The following is a 24,616-nucleotide window of genomic DNA, read 5'->3' as shown; positions in this document are numbered from 1 at the left end:
TTCTAAGCATGATTGGTTGGGAATATGAAACGCAATCCTAGACCCAAGGTAGTATGTAGGAAGCTACCTATATTGTTGGCCTATCGGCCTTGTTAAGCAGCCACTTCATCGTTAGTTTGATAACTGTTGACAATCGGTTTTGCTGTATACCTAGCCCCAGTCAAAAACTTATCTACTCGAATAGAAAAAGTAGAACGTATAAAAAAACGACTGGGATGAACAGAGCTACTTATAACGGATAGTGTAAAAAAGTTATATACTGTTCTTATAAGGAGGCTCTTTTCTTAGGTTTGAATTGTCAAATTAAGTGCACAATTTTACCATAAAATACTTCATAAGGAATTTTCCAGTTAGGTAATCTCTACTCTAATTTATGCCTCATTCCTCAAAATCGTCTCTATATTTCCTTTTCAAAAGTATTTCGATCTTATCCATTCCACGTTCTTTCCTTAAAAAAAATTTAACTTTTTCTTAAAGCTAACTGATATCAGCTAGCTTTAAGCCGCAGTCTGTATACTTTCTACAAATCATCTAAGAAAGAGGTATGGATATGGATTATCTAGTGATTCCGGCCTATGAGCCTGATTATAATCTTATTAAGCTGATAAAAAAAATTCACCATAAGAGTGATTTTCATATCATTGTGATCGATGACGGTAGCTCATCTAAATGCCAGATAGTCTTTGAACAGGCTGAACAATATGCAACTGTCCTCCATCACGAGAACAATCAAGGCAAGGGACAAGCACTAAAAACTGCCTTCACCTATATCCAGTCTATGGGTCAATACGGAACGGTTATCACAGCAGATGCGGATGGCCAGCACAAGGTCTGGGATATTTTCCGCGTGGCAACCAAGGCTGCCGAAAATCCCAATCAGCTGATTCTGGGCGCACGTGCCTTTACTGGCAAAGTCCCTCTGCGCAGCCGCTTCGGCAACAGCCTAACTCGAGCTCTCTTCAAAGCCCAAACTGGCGTGGATGTTTCCGATACTCAGACAGGCTTGCGAGCCTTTACGACCAACATGATTCCATTTATGCTAAAGGTAGAGGGTCAGCGCTATGAGTATGAAATGAACATGCTCTTAGCAGCCAGCAAGGAATATCCCATTTTGGAAGTTCCCATTGAGACGGTCTATATCAATGACAATCAAGGCTCGCACTTCCGACCTGTTAGAGATGGGCTCATGATTTATAAAAATATTTTTAAGTTTGCCCTAACCTCTCTCAGCAGCTTCATCGTGGACTACATCGTCTACGCACTGGCTCTCTTGTTTTTAACTGCTGCGCCGACCAGCCTGAGAATTCTTCTCGCAAATGGGATTGCCCGCGTGACCAGCTCAATCTTTAACTATTCGACCAATAAAAAGCTGGTCTTTAAGAACGACGACAGTATACTCAAGACAGGAACCGGCTATTTCAGCCTAGCTGTAGTGCTCTTTATCCTAGATACACTGCTGATTCGCCTCTTCTACGCTGTCTTTGGTCTCAATCTTCTGATTGTCAAAATCATCGTCGGACTGCTGCTCTTCACCGTCTCCTGGATGGTGCAAAAGAGATTTATTTTTAAGGAAAGGACACACACCGCATCATGAAATTTTTAAAGAAAGGCTATGCCTACGCCTCCATTTTCGGGCTGCTTCTGACAGCTTCCTTCAGCTACTCCATGCTGAAAACTTTCGTCATCGCAGAGACCATTTCCACGGTTTCAAGCGCAAGTTCGTCGTCCAATGCCGAGGCTGCCAGCAAGGCTGCGGAAACAGCGACTGTGACGGATACCAGCTATTCAGACGACAACATCTCGGTCACATTGACTGAAAAGACCGTCAGCAACACCCAAGTCTACATCGCTGACGTGACTATCAGCTCATCAGAATACCTGAAAACGGCCTTTGCCCAAAACACTTACGGAAACAATGTCACAGCAAAAACCTCGGAAACGGCTGCCAACAACAATGCTATCCTAGCGGTTAACGGCGACTACTACGGAGCCAACACAACTGGCTATGTCATCCGCAATGGCGTTGTCTACCGCGATACCGTCCGAGAAGACTCCAGCAATGGGGATTTGGCTATTTACAAAGACGGCTCCTTTAAGATTGTCTATGAAGACCAAGTCTCTGCCGATCAACTGGTCAAAGACGGTGTGGTCAATCTCTTGGCCTTCGGCCCAGCTCTTGTAGAAAATGGTGAGATTGTCGTTAATACCAAGTCCGAAGTCGGCCAGTCCATGTCTTCAAATCCACGGACAGCCATCGGTATCATTGATGAAAACCACTATATCATCATCGTTTCAGACGGACGCACCTCAGAAAGCGAGGGACTTTCCCTCTACCAGATGGCAGAAATCATGAAATCTTACGGTGTCAAGACCGCCTACAACCTTGATGGCGGCGGCTCCTCTACACTTTACTTTAACGGTCAGGTCATTAACAAACCTACAACCAACGGAAATACTATCTCAGAAAGGTCGGTGAGTGATATTGTCTACATCGGTTACTAATCCCATCAAAAAACGTTTTAGAAAAACAGCCCTTATCTACACACTGTTAACTATTTTCTTCTTTGCATTTAGCAGAATCTATGAATCCTTCAGTTTCGGCGAAACATCTAGCCACATGCACTATCTCTTTGCCATTCCTCTAGCAGGCGGCATCCTCCTTCTGCTCTTCATGAAGGTCATCCCTAATCTCTCTCGGCTCAGCCTCAACCTCTGGAACTCAGCTGTAGCCATCATAGCAGCAGGCATGCTCTTTCGTGGCATCGTCAATCTGTCTGGCCGCTCCACGACACTGGATATGCCCTACTGGTACGTAGGAGTAGCCTTTGCAGCTCTGGCACTACTCTCCATGGTCTTTACTCGAAGTGTGTGGGAGGAAGAAGGGGAAGTACAGCCAATGCCCAGTGACCAGGAAGACCTAAAACTAAGTCGTTGTGAAACCTACAGCCAAGTATAAACCAAAAAACCTCAGAAAAATGAGGTTTTTATTCTAGTGATAATCTTTCTGATTCTTCATTACTATGAACCGTTAAAAAAATTTGCTTCTTCATTCACACTCATACACATCACCCGTCAGTGGGTCAATGACTTCTGCCAGCTTAAAATGTCCCTGCTCATAATGGTAATGGCAGATAGTGCAGTTGCCAAAGCGCACCTTGGGATCCAGAGCTTGGGCTGCAATCTTGAGATAGAAGGCCCACATGGCACCGCCGTGGCTAACAGCCAAGACTGGCTCTGCTCCTGCCTGCTCCATGACCTCAGTCAGAGTGACCAGCACGCGCTTACCGACTTGGTTCACACCTTCTCCGCCATAAGGAACGAAAAGATCTTCAAATGACGTAGCTCCTGGTCGAAATTTCGGCTGCAAACGTTCAGGCTGGGCCTCAAAAAGACCAAAGTTCCATTCTTTAATACCCTTAAGGCGAGTATAGTCGGTTCGGCCGGAGACGAGTTCTAAGGTATCGGAAGCTCTCTCCTGGGTGGACGAGTAGAGAGGACCAAAACGAATGCCCCGCTCTTTCAAATAAGCTCCTGCCTGCCGGGCCTGTTCCTGCCCCAGTTCTGTCAAAGGAGAGTCGCAAGCTCCCTGCACCAAGCCTTCTTGATTGAAAAAAGTCTGGCCGTGCCGCATCAAATATAAATCTTTCATTTTCCCTCCCAATCGCTAAAATCGTGACCAATCACTTCTTCAAGGTAGAATTGATCATTCTCAAAGGTAAACTTCAAAATCCCGCAGTTGGTCATGTGACCTAGGTCATCCAGACGCCAGTTTTTCCGCCAAACTCTAGCAAAATTGGCCATGGCCCCGCCATGGGAGACCATGAGCACAGACTGACCGTCTGTCTCTTGCATGAGATGAAGAATGGTCGATGCCATACGCGCTTGTACCTGTTCCTGCGATTCACCGCCATAGGTCACAAAGAAATCTTTATAAGGCAGGGGTGGATTGAGGTCTTCGCTTTCCCCTTCAAAGGTACCGAAGTTCCACTCCTTAAGGCCTTTGACACGTTGATAGGGGACCCTGCCCTCTGTCACAAGCTCTAAGGTATCACAGGCCCGCTCTTGTGTAGAGCTATAAGCATCGTCAAAAGTAATTCCGGCATCCTTAAAATATTGCCCTGCCACCTTGGCCTGATAAATACCAAAATCAGTCAGAGGAGCATCACACCAGCCTTGTACCTTATGGCGTAGGTTAAAAAGAGTCTGGCCATGCCGCATCAGATAAAGAATTTTTGCCATCATTCATCTCTCCTTTAGATGAGTTCTAACTTTTCAAAGGCCTTGTAGAGACCGTCTTGGCTGACCGAGTCTGTCACCAGATCGGCCATGGCCTTGATTTCCGCTCCGCCATTTCCCATAGCGACCCCGACCTGACAATAGTCCAGCATAGGAATATCAACCTTAGCATCGCCAAAAGCCAGAGTATCCGCCCTGTCAGCATCCAGATGCTTCAGCAGAACCTCAATAGCATGCGCCTTGGTAATGTCTTTGACACCCAAATCACCAAATAGAGCATGCTCCTCCTTGCCTCCCCAAGTACCTGCCTTGAGCTCAGGAAAAGCTACCTTAGAGTCCAGATGGTCTTGGTAGCTCTTTAGGATAAAGCTGACTTTGTTCAGGTCGTCCCGGTAGAGCTCCCCACCATAAACCAGACCGTGAAGAGCTTCTTCTGCCTCCATATTTACAACTTCTTCTGGCTTGGCACCTTTTCCAAGAACGTAGGTTCGAAGCACCGGTCGCGCTGCTTCGCGGAAGCCCCTGCTTGCAAATAGACCGTTATTACTCTCTAGGTAAAACTCTAGCCCCCGCTCCTGAAGCCAGTCGACTAGCCTTTTCGCGACATCTCGCGGAATCAGCTGGTGTAGGATAACCTGCCCCTCATGCTCCACATAAGAGCCGTTGCCACCAATCATGCCATCAAAGCCAATATCCCAAATTTCCGGCGACATCTCAGCCTTGCTGCGACCTGTGCAGACATAAACCAGATGGCCCTTTTCCCGTGCCTTCCGAATGGCAAGCACAGCTGAATCCGGTATATGATTATCGTAGTCGATGAGGGTCCCATCCACATCCAGAAAGATGATTTTTCTCGTCATAAAGCCCTCTGCTTCCTAATCATTCAAGATAGACGCGCCATTGGTCTCAATGACTTTCTGATACCAGAAGAAAGAGTCCTTGCGGGAGCGATCATAGCTCCCATTCCCCTCATCGTCTGCATCAACATAGATAAAGCCATAGCGTTTGCTCATTTCTGAAGTAGAAGCGGATACCAGATCAATACAGCCCCAAGGCGTGTAACCCATGAGCTCCACTCCGTCCTCAATCGCTTCATACATTTGCTCAATATGAGCCTTCAGGTAATCAATCCGGTAACTGTCATGAATAGAGCCATCTGCTTCTACCTGATCCAGCGCTCCCAAGCCATTTTCTACGATGAAGAGAGGCACTTGATAGCGGTTATATAGTTTATTTAAGGTAATGCGCAAGCCAACTGGATCAATCTGCCAGCCCCAATCAGAAGCTTCTAGGTAAGGATTCTTTTCACCCAGTGAGAAATTCCCAGCGGTCTTTTCCCCTTCTCCTTCTGTCGCCCGTGCTACTGAAGACATGTAATAGCTAAAGGACATGAAGTCTACTGGGTAGCGGGCTAAGAGCTCCAAATCCCCATCCGCTATCTCTAATGTAATGCCATTTTCTTTAAAGAACCGTTTGGCATAGCTTGGGTACTTGCCACGAACCTGAACATCAGAGAAGAAAAGATTTTCATGGTCTTTTCGGATTTCTTCCATGACATCCAGCGGATTGCAAGTCGCTGCATAGGCCTGCATTTGAGCCAGCATCATGCCGACTTGGAAGTCAGAGTTGATTTCCCGCGCAGCCTTGACAGCCAGACTGGAGGCTACAAACTGATGGTGAGCCGCCTGATAAAGGTCTTGGGCATTTTGCTGTCCATTTTCAAAGAGAAGACCACCTCCGACATAGCCAGACAAGCCCATGATATTGATTTCATTAAAAGTCAGCCAGTATTTAACCTTGTCTTTATAACGTTCAAAAACGGTCCGCACATAACGCTCAAAGAAGGCAATCACTCGGCGGTCCTTCCAGCCGCCGTATTCCAAAGCTAGATGAAGGGGCGTTTCATAGTGGGAAAGGGTCACCAAAGGTTCAATGCCATATTTATTGAGTTCATCAAAAACTGCGTCATAGAAAGCCAAACCTTCTTCATTGGGCTGGGTTTCATCCCCCTTGGGAAAAATCCGGCTCCAAGCAATAGACAGGCGGAAAGTTTTGAAGCCCATTTCTGCAAAGAGAGCAATGTCTTCCTTGTAACGGTGGTAAAAATCAGAACCCCAGCGCTTAGGATAAAGGCCTTCCTTGTCTGCCAAAGCCGCCATTACCTTGGCCTTAGTCATCGGAGACGCAAAATCTTCAAAACTCTGACGCTCCTCAGGCCGAACTGCCTTGGCCGTATCAGATGTTGCAGGTCCACGGCCTCCTAGATTCCAGCCACCTTCATACTGATTAGCCGCTGTAGCGCCGCCCCAGAGAAATCCTTCTGGAAACTGTTTTTCTGTCATCATGATTACCTCTATCTTCTTTTTGTTCTATTATATTACTATTTGGAAGCCTTTTCTTATAGGATTATCGGAAATACTGATACTATTCTACTACAAAAACCACCAACCAGCTGACTGCTGATTGGTGGTTCTACGATTGGATTAAGCCAGCTCGATAGAAGGCTGGTGATTAAAAAGGGCATGGGTCGCTTGATGGATATATTTGGCAGTTTCTGCGTTATTCATCGTATAAAGATGGACACCAGCTACATCCTGAGTGACCAGATCCACAATTTGATCCACTGCATAGGCTAGGCCTGCTGCCCGCAACGATTCTGGATCATGTTCATACTTATCCAAAATAGCCTTAAATTTCCTTGGTAGCTTGATATTCTCACATGTCTTAAGCAGGCGCAGAGCCTGATTTCGGTTGAGAATGGGCATAATCCCAGCGTGGATGGGCACTTCAATACCCGCTAAAATACACTTGTCCTGAAAATCATAAAAGCGCTCATTGTCAAAGAAAAGCTGGGTCACCAGACTAGAACAGCCAGCATCTACCTTCCTTTTCAGGTGTTGAATATCCGAAATCTGATTAGGCGAATCTGGATGGCCCTCTGGATAGCAGGCTCCGATGATGTCAAAGTGCGGCGCTTCTGCCTTGATGTATTCAATCAAATCAGTCGCGTAGGTAAAATCATTCTTAGGCGCTACATCTGGGAAAATATCCCCCCGCAGAGCCAATATATTGTGTACACCAACCTTATCCAGAGCCTGGAGCGTATCTGACACCATTTCCTTGGTCAGATAGACCGCAGGCAGGTGGGCAATGGTCGGAATCTTCAAGTCGTTATAGATGAAGTCAGCCAACCGAACCGTCGTCTCCTCAATATTAAACTTATTATTACTAGCGGTCACACTGATAAAGTGGGGCGCAATATCCTGCATTTCCCGAAGAGCCTGTATAATTTTTTCATTGCCTACTGCTGGATTAGGAGGAAATACTTCAAATGAGAGACTGGGTGTATGATGACGAACCATAAAACTAAAAATTCCTTTCAATGATGCTAGCGATAAACTGGAGACAATCCTACAAGATTCGTTTTGGCAGGATTGCCAGTATCGATTCAACTGTTTCAGTTATCCTCTATGAAAATCGCCATTTGATGTTCGAAGAGGATTATTTCAAGTGTTGTCTAGCTGCCTTGGCTGCTTCTACTAAGCGCACCAAGCTAGCCTTGGTTTCTGGGATACCACGAGTTTTAAGACCACAGTCAGGATTGATCCAGACCTTGCTACTTGGCACCTTAGCCAAGATAGCTTCGATCGTATGGTCAATTTCGCCTTCGTTAGGCACGCGCGGTGAGTGGATATCGTAAACTCCAGGCCCTACTTCTGTCTGGAAGTTCTTAGCTTTGAGCTCGTCTAGGATTTCCAAGTTAGAACGACTCGCTTCAAAGGAAATCACGTCCGCATCCATATTGTCGATAGCAGGAATGATATCTGTAAATTCTGAGTAACACATGTGAGTGTGGATTTGCGTATCTGGCGCGACAGTAGAGTGTACCAGACGGAAAGCAGGAATAGCCCAGTCCAGATAGTCTTCATACCAGTCGCTGCGACGGAGCGGCAATTTCTCACGAAGAGCAGCCTCGTCGATTTGGATAATCTTCACGCCTGCAGCTTCAAGGTCAAGAACTTCATCCTTGATAGCAAGAGCGATTTGAAGAGTTGAATCCTTGATCGAAATGTCTTCACGTGGGAATGACCAGTTAAGGATGGTAACCGGTCCAGTCAACATGCCTTTAACAGGTTTGTCAGTACGGCTTTGTGCGTAGCTAGACCATTTGACAGTGATTGGGTTGAGACGAGTGACATCACCCCAAATGATTGGTGGTTTAACCCCACGCATACCGTAAGACTGTACCCAACCGTTTTTAGAGAAGAGGTAGCCGGACAGGTTTTGACCGAAGTACTCCACCATGTCATTACGCTCGAACTCACCATGCACCAGCACGTCAAATCCAACTTCTTCTTGCCATTTAATCCATTCGTCGATGGTTTCAGCAAGAAAGGCATCGTATTCTTCTTGTGACAATTCACCCTTACGGAAGGCCAAACGTTTGGCACGAACTTCCTTGGTTTGAGGGAAGGAACCGATGGTTGTTGTTGGAAGAGCTGGAAGTTTGAAGGCTTCTTCTTGGATCGCTTCACGTTCTGCAAAGAGTGGCAAACGAGTGTAGTCTGCGTCTGTCAAGCCAGCAATCCGAGTAGCCAGCTCTGCATTTTGCCCAACACGCTCCGTCGCAAAGAGTTCTTTGTTGGCTGCAAGAACTTCTTCACCTTGACCCTTGCGGATAGCATCCAAGTCACGAAGTTCATCCAATTTTTCAACTGCAAAAGCAAAGTGGTTCAAGATAGCTGGTTCAAATTCTTCATTAGCAGTTGTAAATGGCACATGAAGAAGTGAGCATGAGCTTGTCAAGACAATGTTTTCAGCTGGGATTTGCTCAAGAATAGCCAAGCTCTTTTCGTAGTTGTTGCGCCAAATGTTCTTACCATTGACAATACCTGCATAGAGAGTTTTGTCAGCTGGGAAACCACCTTTAACCAATTCAAGAGTTTTCTTGCCTTCTACAAAGTCCAGACCAATCGCATCTACTGGCAACTCTACAAGGTCTGCATAGATGTCACGAACATCGCCAAAGTAGGTTTGAACCAAGACTTCCAAGCCTTTCTTGTCTGCCAAAAGCTTCTTATAAAGGTCCAAGAAGAGAGCTTTTTCTTCTGCTGTCAAATCTTTTACAAGAGCAGCTTCATCCAATTGGATACGAGTCGCACCAAGGGCTGCCAATTTTGCAAAAACTTCTTGGTAAGCAGCCACAAAGCTGTCTACGAAATCTTCTGCTTTGACACCTTCTTCGAAGTCTGACAATTGAAGGAAAGTGAATGGTCCTACAAGGACTGGACGGGTTACTAGTCCCAACTCTTTCGCTTCAGCAAATTCATCAAAAATCTTGTGCCCAGCCAGCTTGACTTGAGTGTCTTTTTCAAATTTAGGAACGATGTAGTGATAGTTAGTGTTGAACCACTTCTTCATCGGAAGGGCACGCACATCCCCTTTTTCTCCTTGGTAACCACGCGCCAAGGCAAAGTAGCGCTCAAGATCAGTCAAGTCCAAGTTTTGAACAGAGGCAGGCACCACGTTAAAGAGAAAGGCCGCATCTAGCACATTGTCATAATGAGAAAAGTCATTTGATGGAATTTCAGTGATCCCTTTTTCTTTGACAATGTTCCAGTGTTTCGCACGCAATTCTTTCGCTGCTGCCAAAAGTTCTTCTGCTGAGATTTCATTTCTAAAGTATTTTTCAGTTGTAAATTTTAATTCGCGGAATTCACCCAAACGTGGGAAACCAATGATAGTCGTTGACATAAACGTCCTCCAAAATTTATTGTTGAAACTATCTTAACAGAAAAGAAAGCGCCTGTATAATTGTAAAAAATTAAGCTTTGGTATAGTTTTAAACTATATCTCTATTATGGACAAAAGAAAAAGATTTGAGACCAGTATCCCAAATCCCTTGTGTTGCTTGTTTTTCAGTCACATACTAATTTGCAGCTTCAAACAGGTCGTTACCTATTTTTATAAGCAACTATGGATTGTTATTAGAAAAGACTATAGCTCTATCCCTTTCTCTCGAAGATTGGCCAGATACTCCTCGTAGTAGGTTACATCGTGCTCTTTGTAAATAGGACTAGTCAAGGTCTCCTCAGTCAAATCCTCATAAGCAGGACAAGTCTTACCACGATAGTTTTTATCCAACCATTCTGGACTAACTTTATAGCCACGGCAACTCATCTCCTCCATAATCAACTGATGGTAGGCAGAGAGATGATCAGGCGAGTGGATTAAGACATAGTTCACGGTCATATGCTTTTTCCCCAACTATTGCCACGCAGGGCACAACATTCACGGTGTTCCCCAAGAGCTGCGGTCGTGGAAGTTGAGAGACAAGTCCTCATGCCAAAGTATCAGGATCATCTCCTTTCAGCAGGATTGAATTTTGCAAGTAATCATTTGGATATTGATCAAGCAAATCTCTAGTCTCAGCGATTAAGTCTTCCTTAGAATCCTGACCAAAGCGGTAGCGATCCAGCAAGAACATATAGTCCTTGCACTCAGCATCTGTCGCTTTCTTTTTGAAATAGCCCAAAATATGTTGAAAGGCATAGTGGACTTGACCTCTATGCTCAGAGATTTAGCAAGCACGGTCGATCAGTTCTTGAACATGACTCAGCTCCACCTCTTCATTCTTGAGATACTGACGAATCTCTTGGTAAATGTTGCTGGAACGGCTCAAGACCAAGTATTTGTTTTGAGCCCAAAGTTGCTGACATTGAGCGCGTTGGTTGCTAGTTTCCATTTTTCTCCTTTTTTATCATTTCCGAGAAATACGAAAACAAAGCTTTATCCCATCTCACTTTCAAAAATGAACGAATAAATCAACCACATCTTACCCTTTAAAATCCTTCAAGAACTATGGGAGTTCAGTATCGGCTTCTGGTGTGGTTCGATAATGTTAAACTATCTCAATCTTCAAAAAATCTAAAAGACTTTGTTATTTATATTTGAAACATTATTTTTCCCAGCTCGTCCATCACTTGGTGTTTTTGCCATGGTAATAGTATAACGGTTATCATCAAAATAAGTTAGTTTATAATGTTTTCCCTCATCTGAAACAGAAAAACCCAATTGTTTCAAATCTTGCTTTAACTTTCCATTTAAGCCACTATAGTCTGTTATGAGACGTTTAATTTCTTCTCTCTTCTTACTCAGAACGTCTTCAATAGCATTTTGCTGGATGATATCTTGAACAATATGTTTTCTACGAGTATCATCTTTAATACTTGCTAAACTATCAGATAATACAGATAAAATAAATTCTTTCTTCTCCCCTTTGAAAAATTCTTTCTCACTTCCACTAGATAGGAAGCTATTTCCATTATTCTGTCCACTATAAAAAACACTTTTATAATAGGCTAATTCAGCTTCCAATTCCGAAATACTACTTCTTAGACGACTATTCTCTTCCGTAAGGTCATCGAAATCACTACTAAAACTATCAAGGAGTTCGTCCGTTTCCTCCTTAGTTCTTTCTGCTTTTGTTCTTTTTTCCTTTTGACTTTCAAACCTATCATTTAGTAGGAAGGTTGTCACTCCATCCCACGTGTATAAAGGATCAATGCTTTGTTGATTTGTAAAATTAATAATGTCTTTTACAATGTTTTGTCTAGTTATAGTGGGATCAAAATATTCATAATTTAAAAGTCTCTTATGTTTCACTACATCTGATTGATAATAGATCCCAATTGCTCCATTGTACTCGTTAGCACCCTCACATTGCTCCCGAATTAAAATATTTGTTCTAAGATCACCTTGTACAAAAATATGTGCTACTCCTTTAAGAGCATAAGCTAATTTATCGACCTCAATAGGGATATTGTTTGAAAATGTTTTTGATACATAAACTACAGGTAAATTATAGGTCTTTATACCATTTATGACAGTAGCCAAAATACTGACATTTTCACGGTCAATACGATGGGGAGTCATTAGTACAGGAAGGTCATTGTCATTTACAACATAACCTTTTTCAATCAATAATTTAATAAATAGCGGAGTTGTGAATGAAGGATCAACACCAATAGCATCTTCGGTAAAACTACGATCTAACATGATTGACATTTTATAGTCTTTAAAGTTCATGATATAATCTGTTTTCCAAATGATACCATCATCTAATTTTTTTACATATCTTACAGCTACGATTTCTTCATTTCTGTATTCTTTAAATTCAAGAGAAATTGTTTCATCACCAAATTTTTGGTTGTAGGATCCATCCCACTTCAAATTACGTATAACGTTATCTTCATGTGGACTTCCTTGATTCCATTCAATCACTAGACTTAAAAAAACATCTTTAGTCAACGAATCATCAATATTTAAAATTGTAGAAAAAAGTAACATTTCTATTCCTTTCTATGGACTATATAAAAAACGTAAATGAATGAATAAGAATTTTCCAGGATTGTTGTTTAGCAATCTGATAAAAGTCTATAAACTTGCTATCAGGAACAAAACTATTTAATAATGCAATAGTAGTAATTAATAGAGAAACTCCCAACAGAACTCCCCATATCCAATTTATTATTTTTTTAAACTTTTTAACTTTCTCAATTTCATAATCAAGTTGAATACTATTAAAGATATTTTCTATTTCTCTCTCAATCAAGACATCCTCATAATTTTCTTTCAAAATATCAAATAGTTCTTTAAAATTTTTCAAATCGTTTCTAAATCTCAAATTTGATATAAGGCAAAAAATAATTGAACCAATCAAAGCAATAACAATTATTATTAGGATATCTTTTGTAAAAATTTTATCTAATTCTCTATCTGATATTGCATTTGCCAAAATAACTGAAAAAAAGAAACCTATTATTGCATACAGATTTTTAAGAAAAGTTTCCAATATGGTATTTGTATAACTTTTTAATTTAGAAATAGATTCAATAATATACTCTGACAAGTCTTTCTTAGCATCCAAATAAATATTCACTTTTTCTTTAATATAGATATTATAAGATTTTTGAAGATCTCGAATCACATTTTTATTATTATTGTTATTAGAATCAAAAATATCCATACATAAATATTCAAAAACAGAACGAGCAATAGATGATTTATCAATATAGTTATCAACATTATAAATCCAATTATAAATCTCGAAAATTGTAGGGTTGTATTCTAGCTTATCATTTAAATTCACTTTTAGTGTTTGACCAATATCATTTAATTGGTAACATAGGATATCTTTTTTTATTTCTGACGAAGCCGCAATATAAATTGCTCCTAAAATCATCTCTATCCTACTAAAATATTCTTTCAGACGGCCAATACTCTCTTCAGCTAAATTTGTTTCAATAACATGAAAATCATCTGGTAAAAGTTCAAATTTATCTTGATTATAAAATGAAGTCGTGTTCTTTACTTTAAATAGTCGATCCGCTCTATTAAAAATTTCGAAAGATTCATTATAAAAAGATCGAAAGTAAATAGATTTTGTATGTAAATAAAATTCTTTTATATTGGGATCTAAGATTTCAAATTGAATTATTTTATCACCACTTGAAAATAATTTATGGAAATAAGAAAGCGTTTCCGCTAATGGTTTTTCTATTAAATGTTCTAGAAAAGAATCCCAGTAATAAATAGATTGTTTACTATCAATAATTTTTTTATCAATTATAAGAGAGATATTAAGAGTTTCAGATGAATTAATATACTCATCAAACTCATATTCCTTGGTCTCTTTTTTAAAAACAAAAATATCATCATTCTCATTTTCAAAAGTAAATTTTCCTTCATCTCGGGGAGATATATTATCCAAAATTTGAGAAAAAAATGGAAATTTTTTGAATTCCTTCTTATCAGATAAGGTTATACTTGCCTCAAATCTACTCCTATGATCCCTACAATTAAAAATGCTAAGTAATTCTGGATTCATCTATCCGTCCTTTATATTTATCAAAAGAATCGTATACATCATTATTGGTAGTCTCTACCATAATATAATGTATACCTTCTTCGTTTTCAAATGCCTTAATCTTTTCTATGTTATCTTCTACTCTTAATTTTATTCCAGGATAAAGATCGTAGGTTGATCTAATTCTAGCTTTCAAAGCAGATAAAGACACCGTAAACAAACTGTCAAAACCTTTTTGAGAGGGCAAGGTTAATAGATATTTGCGAATTCGTTCTTGTTCATCATTCTTAAGAGAAACTGATTTATAATCATCAAAGATTGTAGAAATCATCTCTTCAAAATTGATTAATTTGTTAGTCCTAAAATAACTAATAAATGCATTGCGGATAATACTTCTATCTTCAGGGTGCTTTTTTTTCATTGTTCTATTTAAGTATGAATCAATCGATTTAAAAGCTCGACCTGTATTTATTTCATCAGATGTTTTTTCTTGAAGTTCTAAAAAATCATCAAACCAATATTTGGCTACATTATCAAGATAAATTTTCACACCCTCAACATCATATGTTGAGCCATCAATTAGGTAGATACATGACTTAAAAACTTTCTTTAGTTCTTTTTGAAAACCAGTTTGAAAAGAATAATCTTCATCGTTCACAAAACTAGTATGCTCAACTTTTGCTAGTAGATATAAATATTGCTCTAATTCATCATCATAAAAAATAGCCTGAATTAATGAACCTACTTGCACTTCAATATTCAATTTATTGACTTTTTGTTGCGCTTCTATCTCCTTGCTTAGTAGCCTTTGAGCAATATCCGTAAAATATTTTTTTGTTTTTTCTTCAACAACTTGACTAGAAAGAATCTGCTTTATCTTTTTTAAAACGAATGAATTCTCACTTCGTGGTTCATACTCTTTTACTACTTTATTACCAGTTATTGTATTAAAAATTTGCTGCAAATAATCCTCAAATTCAGCTGGAATTTCTTTTGATTGAGTAAGCTTTTTATCTCGATTAATCACCTGAATATCACATAAAATAAGTTCCATCACTACTCCTAATATTTTTTTGGGGTTAACAAACCAACTATCTAATTACTGACATAATCAATAATCTTACCCCATTGCTTTTACATTTTCTTCAATGAATATAATTTCTTCTGCACTTAGCTCATATTTTCGATACAATTGCTGATCAATTTCTGCAATTGATTGTGACCAATCAATATCTGGGTTCTTTGAAAAATTTTGAAGAGGTACAAATCTATAGGTTTTTCTTGTACCATTTTGATTTGCCTTTGCTAACATAATCAACATGCGAACAAATTTTGTTTTTAGATATTTTGATAAATTATTAGCAGTATCTCTGGTCAACTTAAGATTCCCACCAATAACCAGATACGTTTCTGTACAAGCACTTTTGGGTTCCGAAACAATAGTATTCAAATTATCATCTGGCAAATCTGTCCCAATATTATTTGCAAATGCAGTTAAAACTTTATAAGAATCAACTAATTCCAGATTTCGTTTAATTGTGGACCTAGGTAAAAATCCTACACGCCCTTTACTTGCAAAGATTTTTACATCATTATCATCATTTTCTTCTCCAAAATCCTTCATAGTTGTAGCAATACCAAAAGGATTTCTCTCTGAAACAAATCCATATAACATTAATTTCTTATCTTCAAAATCCAAACTAATATAGTTTCTTTCCAACATGTTCCGGAGAAGTGTATATGCTCTACTATCAGAAATAAATAAATCTAAATCTAGTAAGCGATAAGGTCTATCCGAATTATCTACTATCTTAGAGTTTTTTATAGTCTCCGTATGTATGAAGCATTTCGTATTATTAAAATTAGCATCCCAAACAAAGAAATTAACTCCTCCTCTTAAACTTACATTTTGAAAAACATCATTTGGTGTGACATAATTATGAAAAGATTTAATATGAATATCTTCCAGCATTTTCCTTCTAAAATTATCTAAACCCTTCCCTCCCAAGAACCAAACACTAGGCGTAATTAACGAAATATACTTAGGTTTAATACTAACAGAAAGTTCTATAAATTTATCGTACAACGGCGTGGCACTTCCATTACCAGATTTATTATCTGATTCCTGATAAGGAGGATTCCCAATCACTACATCAAATTTCACTTTTTCAAAAGCCTCCTCTACCTGTTTTTTACCTTCATCAATACTTGATTTCAAAGTATTTGAAAAGTTTTCAATATAGGCTACATTAGTTTTATATTTCTTATAACCCGTCAAAGTTCGTTCTGTGATAGTCTTAGCCATTGGTGTTTTTGCAATGGCATAGATATTATTTTCTAAGATTCCACGATAAACACTATCAGCATCAAAGCGATTATCATCATTATTCTGCACATATTGATAATAAAGACTCATAGCGGCATGTAAAGGGTAAAGTCCGGTCTTAGCGTTGATATCGATGATTTTAGTTTCTGGATGATAAACACTATCCGTAATATCTGTATCTACCCAATGAAGATTTGGTGTAGCTCCATCGGTCATCGATTCAAAGGTATCATCATAGAAATTCAAGCCACCTAATCCTTTAGCAATTTGCATATTTACAACACGCCAAGGAGTCAAAACAGTCTCTTTATCTGGATTCTTAAAACTACCAAATAAAGTTGCAATTTCTTCGGCACGTTCAATAAAATCGAGATTATCAAACGATTTAGCTCGTTGACGAATAATTCGTCCAGCCTCAATAAAGACCTCTGCATCGTAGTACTTAGTAATTTCTTTAAACATTCCTTTAGTAAAACCTGAAGGCATAAACTCTTTCCAAGATTCGTCATCGACTTCTTTGATAAAGTCTTCGATAGTGATATCTTTACTTAAATTAACATCCATTCCATAAATCATCATAGGAATACGGATAGAAACACCACGTAAGATAGAAATCATAGCCTTTTGTTGTTTACGAGCCTCTTTTAGTTTCTCCATTGCGGCTTTTTCCTCTTGACTACGCTCACGAGGACGCTTTTTCTTTGCACGTTCAGCCTTATCATACTCTTCATCAGTCAAACCATTATCGTTTATCGTTACCTTGATTGGTGTTTTTTGTTTTTGAGTTTTACCAACGATAACACTTAATTTATTAAAACGTTCAGCATCATCAGAAGTTAGTGTTAAGAGATGGTCATTATAGAGACTGTCATCTTCAAAGCCTGAGCGAACAGCTTTTTCGGCATAGACTTTCTTTATCTGCGTTAGCATACGATCAACATCAAAGGGTTGCATGCCATTATCGCCTTTACCCAATATTGGTAAAAAGTTCAGCAAATTTGACATTGCTTGTTTCTGTTGCTGAGTATTTTTCTTCCCTACACCAGAATTTATCTGAGCACTTTCAGCCATTACTGTCAAAGCACGGTCTGGAGCAAAATCAAAGATGTAACAACGCTTCTTCATCCCTAATTTTTCATGTGAGAAGGGCGTCTGCGCACGAAAAGCAGCCTGCAAATAATTCATAGAGCTACTTGTATTGGAAAGAAACATGACAGCTGTCCATTCTGGAACATTGACACCTGTTGTTAATTTACGGACTGTTAGAGTAATCGTCTTTGTCTTAGATGGATCATCTGTTATTGCGTTATAAACTTTTTCAAGATCATCATCTGAACTATCTAAAATATTATCACTTTTATCATTTCTGACTATATTTACGATCTCATAGTCCATTCCAAATACTGGATGTTCCTTTAAAAGATTTTCAAATGCGTTAGCTTCTTTAACACCTGGCATGAGCCAGAGGGTATGACGCAGTTCTTCACGATACTCTTTTGTCGAAAATGGGTAATTAGTGTCACTTTTTGGGTTAGTAATATTATCCAAAAATCGTCGGATATCTGCTTTATAAACTAATTCTCCCTTATCATCAACTCTAAAAAATTCTCGGAAATTAAAAGCTTTATTTTCATCTATGAATTTTTCTTTTTGTTTCATATCAAAGGTATACATAAGTACCTCTGGAAGTTGTTCATATGGATTGGGTTGATCCGGTTTTTCTAAGTCCCATTTAAGTTTAGCTTGTTGTTCCATGACATAGTCCCATGTATAGACTTGTTCAGGATCAAACTGATCTAGAATATTAAAAGGAGTTCCAGATAGTTCTAAAACTTTGGTATGTTCTTCTTTTACCAAAGCTTTCATAACAATATTGCTAAGTTCAGTCTGTGTTCCTTCGTGTGCTTCATCTATTATGATAAAATCCCAGTCTATATCAGCGAACTCTGGAAGATTTACTTGAGTTCCATTGTAACGAAGGAGCTGAATAGAGGCGAAATAGATAAATGGATTGTCTCCTTTTTTTAGAGTTGAAAGTTTTTCTCCCCTATCAACCGAACCGTACAAATAACCATCTTCAGCTAACCCCATCTTTTTAAAATCATCGAACCACGATTTATTAACGACTGGTCTATGAGTTATGATTAGGACACGTTGAAATCCTTCTTGTTTAATAAGCTCCAAAGAGGTTAAGGTTTTACCAAAACGCATTTTGGCATTCCAAAGCATACGGTCTTTTTTCTTATAAGTTTTTTGTGTTTGCTTAACGGCTGCATCCTGTTCGGGACGAAGTGTAATTTTAATTTTTTCAGCTTTATATTCAGCTTGAGTATCACTAATAAACGACCGCCCGTCCTTGACTGCCTTGATAGCTTTTTTAGCTGTATCTAAATCAGTTTCAAACCACTCATTTCCTTCTAAGCCCTTTGGATGAGCAATACCAGAACGTCTCAGCACTTCGTGAACTTCGTGATCATGAAACCATGATTTTGTTGATTTTTTATAAGCTAGTTCAACCCAGCCAAGCTCAAAAGGAAGACCAGAAGTTGTCATATATTGTCTGATTCGTTTGGGTGCAGTCGCACGTAAAAATTCGCTATTTGGAGTCCAGTCTGCTTCAACATCATCGGATGACACTGTTCCCTCGCCAACTTTTTGAGCACCTTCATAAGCTGGAAATAACCCAGATTTATTATCTACAGTTTGTACGTAAATGAATTTACGCTCCGCAGTCTTGTATCTTTCTTGAGCTTTTGGCTCTAAAAACTTATCATACAGTGAGACTTTAATCTCATTATCAACATGTTCTGTTACAAACCACACTAAAATCATATAAACTAGCTCTAATGATTTTAATGCATTTTTTTTGGTAGCATCTTTCGGATTTAATTTGTGAGCAGAATTATTACCGTGACCTTTAATCTCAAAAAAAGCATCAACAATTATCTTCTTCTCAATATGTTGTTTTATAATTTGTAATTTCTCATGAAATGTTGAATGTTTAGGTAACTCAATATATACTCGGTCAGCATACAGAGTTGCTGTATTCTCAGCAACTTTGCGGACTTTAGTTAGTACACCTTCATAGTCTCCTTGAGTATAATTTCGTTCCGCCATATTGATAGTTGAAAAAAGTTCCGCTGTATCTAAATCTACTTTTAAAAAATTAAAATTTGACATCATAAAATTCTATTCTCCCAAGGTATAAACTTTTTTAATCCTTACTTGACGGATTTCTTTAGTTTGCATGTTTTCTTCGGTGATTTCAAATAAGCTTAGTTGTTCTTCATCTACTTTTCCGTTATCAGCTATATCTTCATCAAATAATTCAGCAAATGTAAAAGGAACTTTTTCAACCAAACTAGGATAACCCTTTATACGTTTCCACTCATTAAATCTGATAGGTTCGTCTGTATCAGGATGTCTCTTTGTCAATGTATTCCCTCTTACAATATTTTTAGTAATTAAGTAACGGGCTGATTTATATAAATCACTTCTGCTACTCAATCTTTCTCCAAATGTTTCCTCAATCCAATCAAGATAATGTAAAAACATTCTTGCTCTAGCAACTTCAAGATTATCTTCAAGATATTCAATTCCATAAATTGACGATAAAGCAAACAAAGATTTAGTCTTCCAGTTTTTCTTGTCATACTTTTGAGTTAAAGCTGAGAGTTTCCTTTCAAGTATTGCCTCTAAAAAATTACCATCACCTGCTGATGGCTCTAGAAAAGTAGTATAAACATCTTCTGTCGCTTCTCTTATTCCTGGGGTATACAGCATTTTTTGGACCATCCATGATGGCGTAAAAACCTCTCCGTGTTTCTGTACTCTATCCTTAGATTTGATAATATTTTCTTCCATAAGTATCCCCAATCTTTAATCAACTAGTTGTTAAATACATTTGAGTTTTCACATATAAAGTGAATTACATCTCATCTACTATTTTCTAATATTATACCACGAAACCACTAAAAACACCTTTAGATAATAATATATCCAAAGGCGTTTATTTCTATACTGCTACTTGTGTTGCTTATTCTATTTTTACTTTTTTATCTTTCTTACTTGAACCACTCAATCGTCTCTTGCTATCTCGGATTGTCTTTAGGTCTTTGAGGAGTTTGGTTAGGTGTTCTTTTTCAGGATAAGCTTCTGCACTGGCTGAGGTATAGCGAATAAAGAGGTAGTAGATGCTGGCGAGTTCAGTGCGGACTTCCTTGGCAGACTTATAAGCATGCGCCTGACTTTCCACTTGAGCATTTACTACTACCGTTTTCTATGCACTTCCTTTGAGAGGAGCTTTTGGCAGGATCAGAACAGCCGTCAGAATGAAGCCACTAAACTTCATTTTTTCACCTACTTGTGTCCTCTTCGGCTTCCTCCTTCTCCGCAACAAACTCTCTGACCAAGCGGTAGATAACTGCGAATATAGGCGTGAAGAAGATCATGCCGACCAAGCCAAAGAGATTACCCCCAATTAGGGCTGCAGCTAGGGTAAAGAGAGTTGGGAGACCGACGGACTGACCGACCACGCACGGATAGATGATATTGCCCTCAATCAGCTGCACCAGCTGAAAGACTGCGATAGAAAGAAGGGCTTTCCAAGGGCTATCGGTAAAGATAAAGATGGCACCCAGAGCACAAGCCGAGAATGGCCCAATATAGGGAATGAAAGAGAGCACTCCAGCCAAAACACCTGTCAGGGCAGCATAAGGCAGGCCTGTCAGAGAGTAGGCGATAAAGACCAAAACACCGACAATGACTGCCTCTATCATCTGCCCCATCAGAAACTTATCATAGGTCTCAACAATGACAGAGCCCACATAGGATAGGCGCTTCACAGCCTTCTCAGGAAGTAAAACCTGCAAAAGACGGCTCGTAATCGTCTGCAAATGCTCCTTGCTGCTCAAGAAGGCAAACATAAGAAAGATAGACATGATGACAGAGAAGAAATTACCAAAGATAGCAGAGATATTGCCTGTCAGACTGCCTAGAAGAGAGATGGCTCTGTTGACAATGCCGCTGTTTTGCAGTTGCTTGGTCAAATCTTGCAGCTGGCTAGAGGAAAGCAAGCCAGACTGCTGCAGCCACTTGGCTAACTGAGGTGCTACCTTTCCGATGGTCGCGCTCAGCTGATTGACAGCTGTGGTCAGGGTCGGTACGACGATAGAGACAATCTCCGTCATGATGAGAGCTAAAATCAGCACCTCCAAAACCAAGGCCAAACTGCGCTGTAGCTTCTGGGGTACTCGGCATTTGTCTAGGAGGTCTTCCAGCTTCTTCATCGGAACGTTAAAGATAAAGGCCAGGACTCCACCCAGTATAATGGGTGAAAATACCGACGTCAGACTTTGCAGGCCAGACCAGATATTTCCTATATAGAGAACCAGAGCCAGAGCAAGCGCCGCAAAAACGATGAGTTTATAGGATTCATTGATTTTTTTCATAAGGCTTCCTTTACAGTTTTGTCATTTCCTTATTTTATCATAAATTTCAAGGCCTTTCGAGTAGGAGGAAACATGGGTCAGTCAACTTTGCCATCACTCTTAAATTTTTAAAAATCTTGAAGATAGAGAACCCCAGCTCCTATGGATAGAAGGCCTGCAAATATAGCTAGAAAAGGAATAAAGCCCATGATAGAGGCGCAGAATAGAAGCTCATGACTCGTCTTATTGACTCTTGGGTCGTTGCTATAATGATACATTCCGACTATAGAAAGTCCCAAAAACAGCCAGCTGGTCAATATAACCCTATCGCCCCAGCCAGGGTTTTCAACCAGTGTGGGAACCGAATAAATAATTTCCCAGTGCCATCTATTTAAAGAAGCGTAAAAGATTATCAGACCCCCTACAATAGCAGCCATTCCATTTATCCATAGCAATTTATTTGATTTCATAAGCATCTCACTCTTTCTTTTTTAAAATAGTATACCGAGCCACTCTCTAATCTGTCAACTATTACAAAAGAATGAGTGTCTCATCCGATAAATCCGTTTTCATTCAAATTATCTTATGATACAATAAACTCATGCACAAGAAAACAGTTATTGATTTTAAAGAACTGGGTCGGCGTTTGATTTTCAGCCAGCCCATTAAAGAACTCAAAACGCGCAAGCTGACTGAGGTCAGAGCGATTCTGCACGAGATAGAGGACTGGCAGAAAAAGGGATTTTATGTAGTGGGCTATGTCAGCTACGAAGCTGCCCCCGCTTTTGAGGAAAAACTGCAAGTTCACGAAGCCCCTCTACTAGGCGAATACTTGATTTACTTTACCATTCATGACAGGGCTGAGGAAGCCCCATTCCCTTTGGCTTACGACGAGGTGGAGATGCCGGCGCAATGGCAGAGCCTGACGACTGAGCAAGAGTACGAAAAGGCAATCGGAACCATTCACCACCATATCCGTCAAGGCGATACTTATCAGGTCAACTACACGGTGCAGCTGAGCGCAGAGCTTAATCTACAGGACAGCTGGGCTATTTACAACCGTCTGGTCGTCGAGCAAAATGCCGCTTACAATGCCTACGTAGAGCATGACGAACAGGCAATCTTGTCCATCAGTCCTGAGCTCTTTTTCGAGGAGCACCGAGGCGAGCTAACAACACGGCCTATGAAGGGCACTACCAATCGCGGTCTGACGGTCATTGTAGACTTAGAACAGGCTGCATGGCTGCGTCAGGATCCTAAAAATCGAGCGGAAAATATGATGATCGTTGACTTGCTGCGCAACGACATGAACCGCATCTCAGAAATTGGCAGCGAGCGAGTCGAGCATCTCTGCAGCGTAGAGCAGTATTCCACTGTCTGGCAAATGACCTCCACCATCAAGAGCCAGCTGCGACCTGAGATTGGCCTAGGAGAAATTTTTGATGCGCTCTTTCCGTGCGGCTCTATCACAGGCGCTCCAAAGATTTCGACCATGGCTATCATCAAGGCGACCGAAAAAGCAGCTCGCGGTGTCTACTGCGGCACTGTTGGTATCTGCCTGCCAAACCAGAGACGGATTTTCAACGTGGCCATCCGCACCATTCAGCTAGAAGATGGCAAGGCTATCTATGGTGTCGGCGGCGGCATCACTTGGGATAGCACATGGGAATCCGAGTACATCGAAACCCAGCAAAAATCTGCCGTCCTCTATCGGAAAAATCCGCAGTTTGACCTAGTTACGACAGGAAAGATTGAGAAAGGCAGCCTGACCTTTCAAGACCAACATCTGAAGCGTCTACGGGAAGCCGCTCGTTACTTTGCTTATCCATTTGATGAGGAAAAACTGAAGGTAGAGTTGAACCAAACCCTAGCAGAACTAGATCCACGAACGGACTACCGCCTGCGGATTTCCATCGCCAAATCTGGAAAAGTGACCTGCCATCTAGAAAAGCTACAAGCACTCCCAGAAGCTTTCTGCAAGGCAATCCTAGTCCCACAAAACACCAACCTGCAACGGCCTTTTACCTACTTTAAAACCAGCTATCGGCCGCATTTATCCTTAGGCCAGCAGGAGCAGATTTACTACAATGCCCAAGGCCAGCTACTAGAAAGCTCCATCGGTAACCTAGTCCTCCAATTGGATGGTCACCTCTACACGCCACCCGTCGAGCTAGGGCTTTTGGACGGTATCTACCGCCAGCATCTCTCGGCAACAGGTCAGGCCACAGAAAAAATTCTCAACCTAGACGACTTAAAATCAGCAGAAAAAATCTACGCCTGCAACGCGCTACGAGGCCTTTATGAATTGGAAATAGATGATTGAGGCTGGGACAAAAGTCCTAGCCTCTCAATTGTCTTTGGATTGTCGAGCAAGACGCAGTGGTTGAGTGGGCTCTACTACGCTGATTTCATCAGCTTTTACAGCCCTACTCAACTGTGCGGAGGCGGGACGACGAAATCGAATTCTAACGAATTACCGATTTCTGTCCCACTCTCTTTTCTATAGGCCTCAGTCCTCTTAAACAAGAATTATCATTTCTATTTCAAGATTTTAGAAATATTTTAGAAATGCTTGATGAATACTTAATAAGTGTCCGATATACTAGATAGTGAGGAAAGTATTTCCAACGATAAACTAAAAAAGAGGTCAGTAAAAAGTTCAGCCAGCAAGTCAATCAAATATAAACGATACAAAAGAAAGAGAGTGGGACAGACAGCCATGACGACATAGCCGTCACCCACAGAAACACGAAAATA

17 protein-coding genes and 3 pseudogenes are annotated in these 24,616 nt (G+C 40.2%); 4 read left to right on the top strand and 16 right to left on the bottom strand.

What is annotated here, in order from left to right; translation table 11 throughout:
• Positions 1–544: 544 nt before the first annotated feature.
• From SSIN_RS03890 to SSIN_RS03880, 3 genes are read left to right on the top strand one after another with little or no spacing between them, the layout of a single operon-like run.
• Positions 545–1,594 carry a bifunctional glycosyltransferase family 2/GtrA family protein gene (locus tag SSIN_RS03890; RefSeq protein WP_037616034.1) on the top strand — a complete coding sequence of 350 codons (1,050 nt, stop codon included), beginning with the start codon at positions 545–547 and terminating at the stop codon, positions 1,592–1,594.
• Complete coding sequence (locus SSIN_RS03885) at positions 1,591–2,502, top strand: phosphodiester glycosidase family protein (protein WP_037616032.1); 912 nt, start codon at positions 1,591–1,593, stop codon at positions 2,500–2,502. The genes SSIN_RS03890 and SSIN_RS03885 overlap by 4 nt, the downstream gene beginning before the upstream one ends.
• The gene (locus SSIN_RS03880) at positions 2,483–2,956 is read left to right on the top strand and encodes a hypothetical protein (RefSeq protein ID WP_037616030.1); all 474 of its coding nucleotides are present in this window, start codon (positions 2,483–2,485) and stop codon (positions 2,954–2,956) included. The genes SSIN_RS03885 and SSIN_RS03880 overlap by 20 nt, the downstream gene beginning before the upstream one ends.
• A 90-nt stretch (positions 2,957–3,046) precedes the next feature.
• On the opposite strand, the gene SSIN_RS03875 is transcribed toward SSIN_RS03880, so the two are convergent.
• From SSIN_RS03875 to SSIN_RS03800, 16 genes and pseudogenes are all read right to left on the bottom strand, one after another.
• A complete protein-coding gene (locus SSIN_RS03875) occupies positions 3,047–3,649 on the bottom strand; it encodes a histidine phosphatase family protein (protein ID WP_037616028.1) in 603 nt (200 codons plus the stop codon).
• Complete coding sequence (locus SSIN_RS03870) at positions 3,646–4,242, bottom strand: histidine phosphatase family protein (RefSeq protein ID WP_084578617.1); 597 nt, start codon at positions 4,240–4,242, stop codon at positions 3,646–3,648. The genes SSIN_RS03875 and SSIN_RS03870 overlap by 4 nt, the downstream gene beginning before the upstream one ends.
• 11 nt (positions 4,243–4,253) lie before the next feature.
• Positions 4,254–5,096 carry an HAD family hydrolase gene (locus tag SSIN_RS03865; protein ID WP_037616026.1) on the bottom strand — a complete coding sequence of 281 codons (843 nt, stop codon included), beginning with the start codon at positions 5,094–5,096 and terminating at the stop codon, positions 4,254–4,256.
• 15 nt (positions 5,097–5,111) lie between these two features.
• Positions 5,112–6,578 carry a glycoside hydrolase family 1 protein gene (locus SSIN_RS03860; protein WP_037616171.1) on the bottom strand — a complete coding sequence of 489 codons (1,467 nt, stop codon included), beginning with the start codon at positions 6,576–6,578 and terminating at the stop codon, positions 5,112–5,114.
• 141 nt (positions 6,579–6,719) lie between these two features.
• Positions 6,720–7,598, bottom strand: a complete 879-nt coding sequence (metF, locus tag SSIN_RS03855) for a methylenetetrahydrofolate reductase [NAD(P)H] (RefSeq protein ID WP_037616024.1) — start codon at positions 7,596–7,598, stop codon at positions 6,720–6,722.
• Positions 7,599–7,737: 139 nt separating this feature from the next.
• Positions 7,738–9,990 carry a 5-methyltetrahydropteroyltriglutamate--homocysteine S-methyltransferase gene (metE, locus tag SSIN_RS03850; RefSeq protein WP_037616022.1) on the bottom strand — a complete coding sequence of 751 codons (2,253 nt, stop codon included), beginning with the start codon at positions 9,988–9,990 and terminating at the stop codon, positions 7,738–7,740.
• A gap of 243 nt (positions 9,991–10,233) precedes the next feature.
• Positions 10,234–10,593: pseudogene (locus tag SSIN_RS03845) on the bottom strand (TIGR02328 family protein).
• Positions 10,577–10,981: pseudogene (locus tag SSIN_RS03840) on the bottom strand (DUF1722 domain-containing protein). Before SSIN_RS03840 ends, SSIN_RS03845 begins: the two co-directional pseudogenes overlap by 17 nt.
• 182 nt (positions 10,982–11,163) lie before the next feature.
• Entirely contained in the window at positions 11,164–12,585 is a 1,422-nt protein-coding gene (locus tag SSIN_RS10905; protein ID WP_037616020.1) for a DivIVA domain-containing protein, read from the bottom strand.
• Positions 12,586–12,604: 19 nt separating this feature from the next.
• On the bottom strand, positions 12,605–14,125 hold the full coding sequence (locus SSIN_RS03830) for a hypothetical protein (protein WP_037616018.1): 1,521 nt from the start codon (positions 14,123–14,125) through the stop codon (positions 12,605–12,607).
• Complete coding sequence (locus SSIN_RS03825) at positions 14,106–15,158, bottom strand: hypothetical protein (protein ID WP_052076757.1); 1,053 nt, start codon at positions 15,156–15,158, stop codon at positions 14,106–14,108. The genes SSIN_RS03830 and SSIN_RS03825 overlap by 20 nt, the downstream gene beginning before the upstream one ends.
• A gap of 66 nt (positions 15,159–15,224) precedes the next feature.
• The gene (locus SSIN_RS03820; RefSeq protein ID WP_037616015.1) at positions 15,225–19,613 is read right to left on the bottom strand and encodes an Eco57I restriction-modification methylase domain-containing protein; all 4,389 of its coding nucleotides are present in this window, start codon (positions 19,611–19,613) and stop codon (positions 15,225–15,227) included.
• A 6-nt stretch (positions 19,614–19,619) separates the two neighbouring features.
• A complete protein-coding gene (locus SSIN_RS03815; protein ID WP_037616013.1) occupies positions 19,620–20,294 on the bottom strand; it encodes a DNA methyltransferase family protein in 675 nt (224 codons plus the stop codon).
• Between the two features lie 172 nt (positions 20,295–20,466).
• Positions 20,467–20,706: pseudogene (locus SSIN_RS03810) on the bottom strand (DUF6261 family protein); the annotation flags it as partial.
• 79 nt (positions 20,707–20,785) lie between these two features.
• Entirely contained in the window at positions 20,786–21,880 is a 1,095-nt protein-coding gene (locus SSIN_RS03805) for an AI-2E family transporter (protein WP_037616009.1), read from the bottom strand.
• Positions 21,881–21,987: 107 nt separating this feature from the next.
• Complete coding sequence (locus SSIN_RS03800) at positions 21,988–22,329, bottom strand: hypothetical protein (protein WP_037616166.1); 342 nt, start codon at positions 22,327–22,329, stop codon at positions 21,988–21,990.
• A 131-nt stretch (positions 22,330–22,460) separates the two neighbouring features.
• Between SSIN_RS03800 and pabB the strand changes: the two genes are divergently transcribed.
• The gene (pabB, locus tag SSIN_RS03795) at positions 22,461–24,182 is read left to right on the top strand and encodes an aminodeoxychorismate synthase component I (RefSeq protein WP_037616007.1); all 1,722 of its coding nucleotides are present in this window, start codon (positions 22,461–22,463) and stop codon (positions 24,180–24,182) included.
• Positions 24,183–24,616 lie beyond the last annotated feature (434 nt).

This window comes from Streptococcus sinensis, from assembly GCF_000767835.1.
GTDB classification, from domain to species: Bacteria; Bacillota; Bacilli; order Lactobacillales; family Streptococcaceae; genus Streptococcus; species Streptococcus sinensis.
Note: the sequence above shows the minus strand (reverse complement) of the source record. Positions and strands in the feature narration are given on the sequence as shown.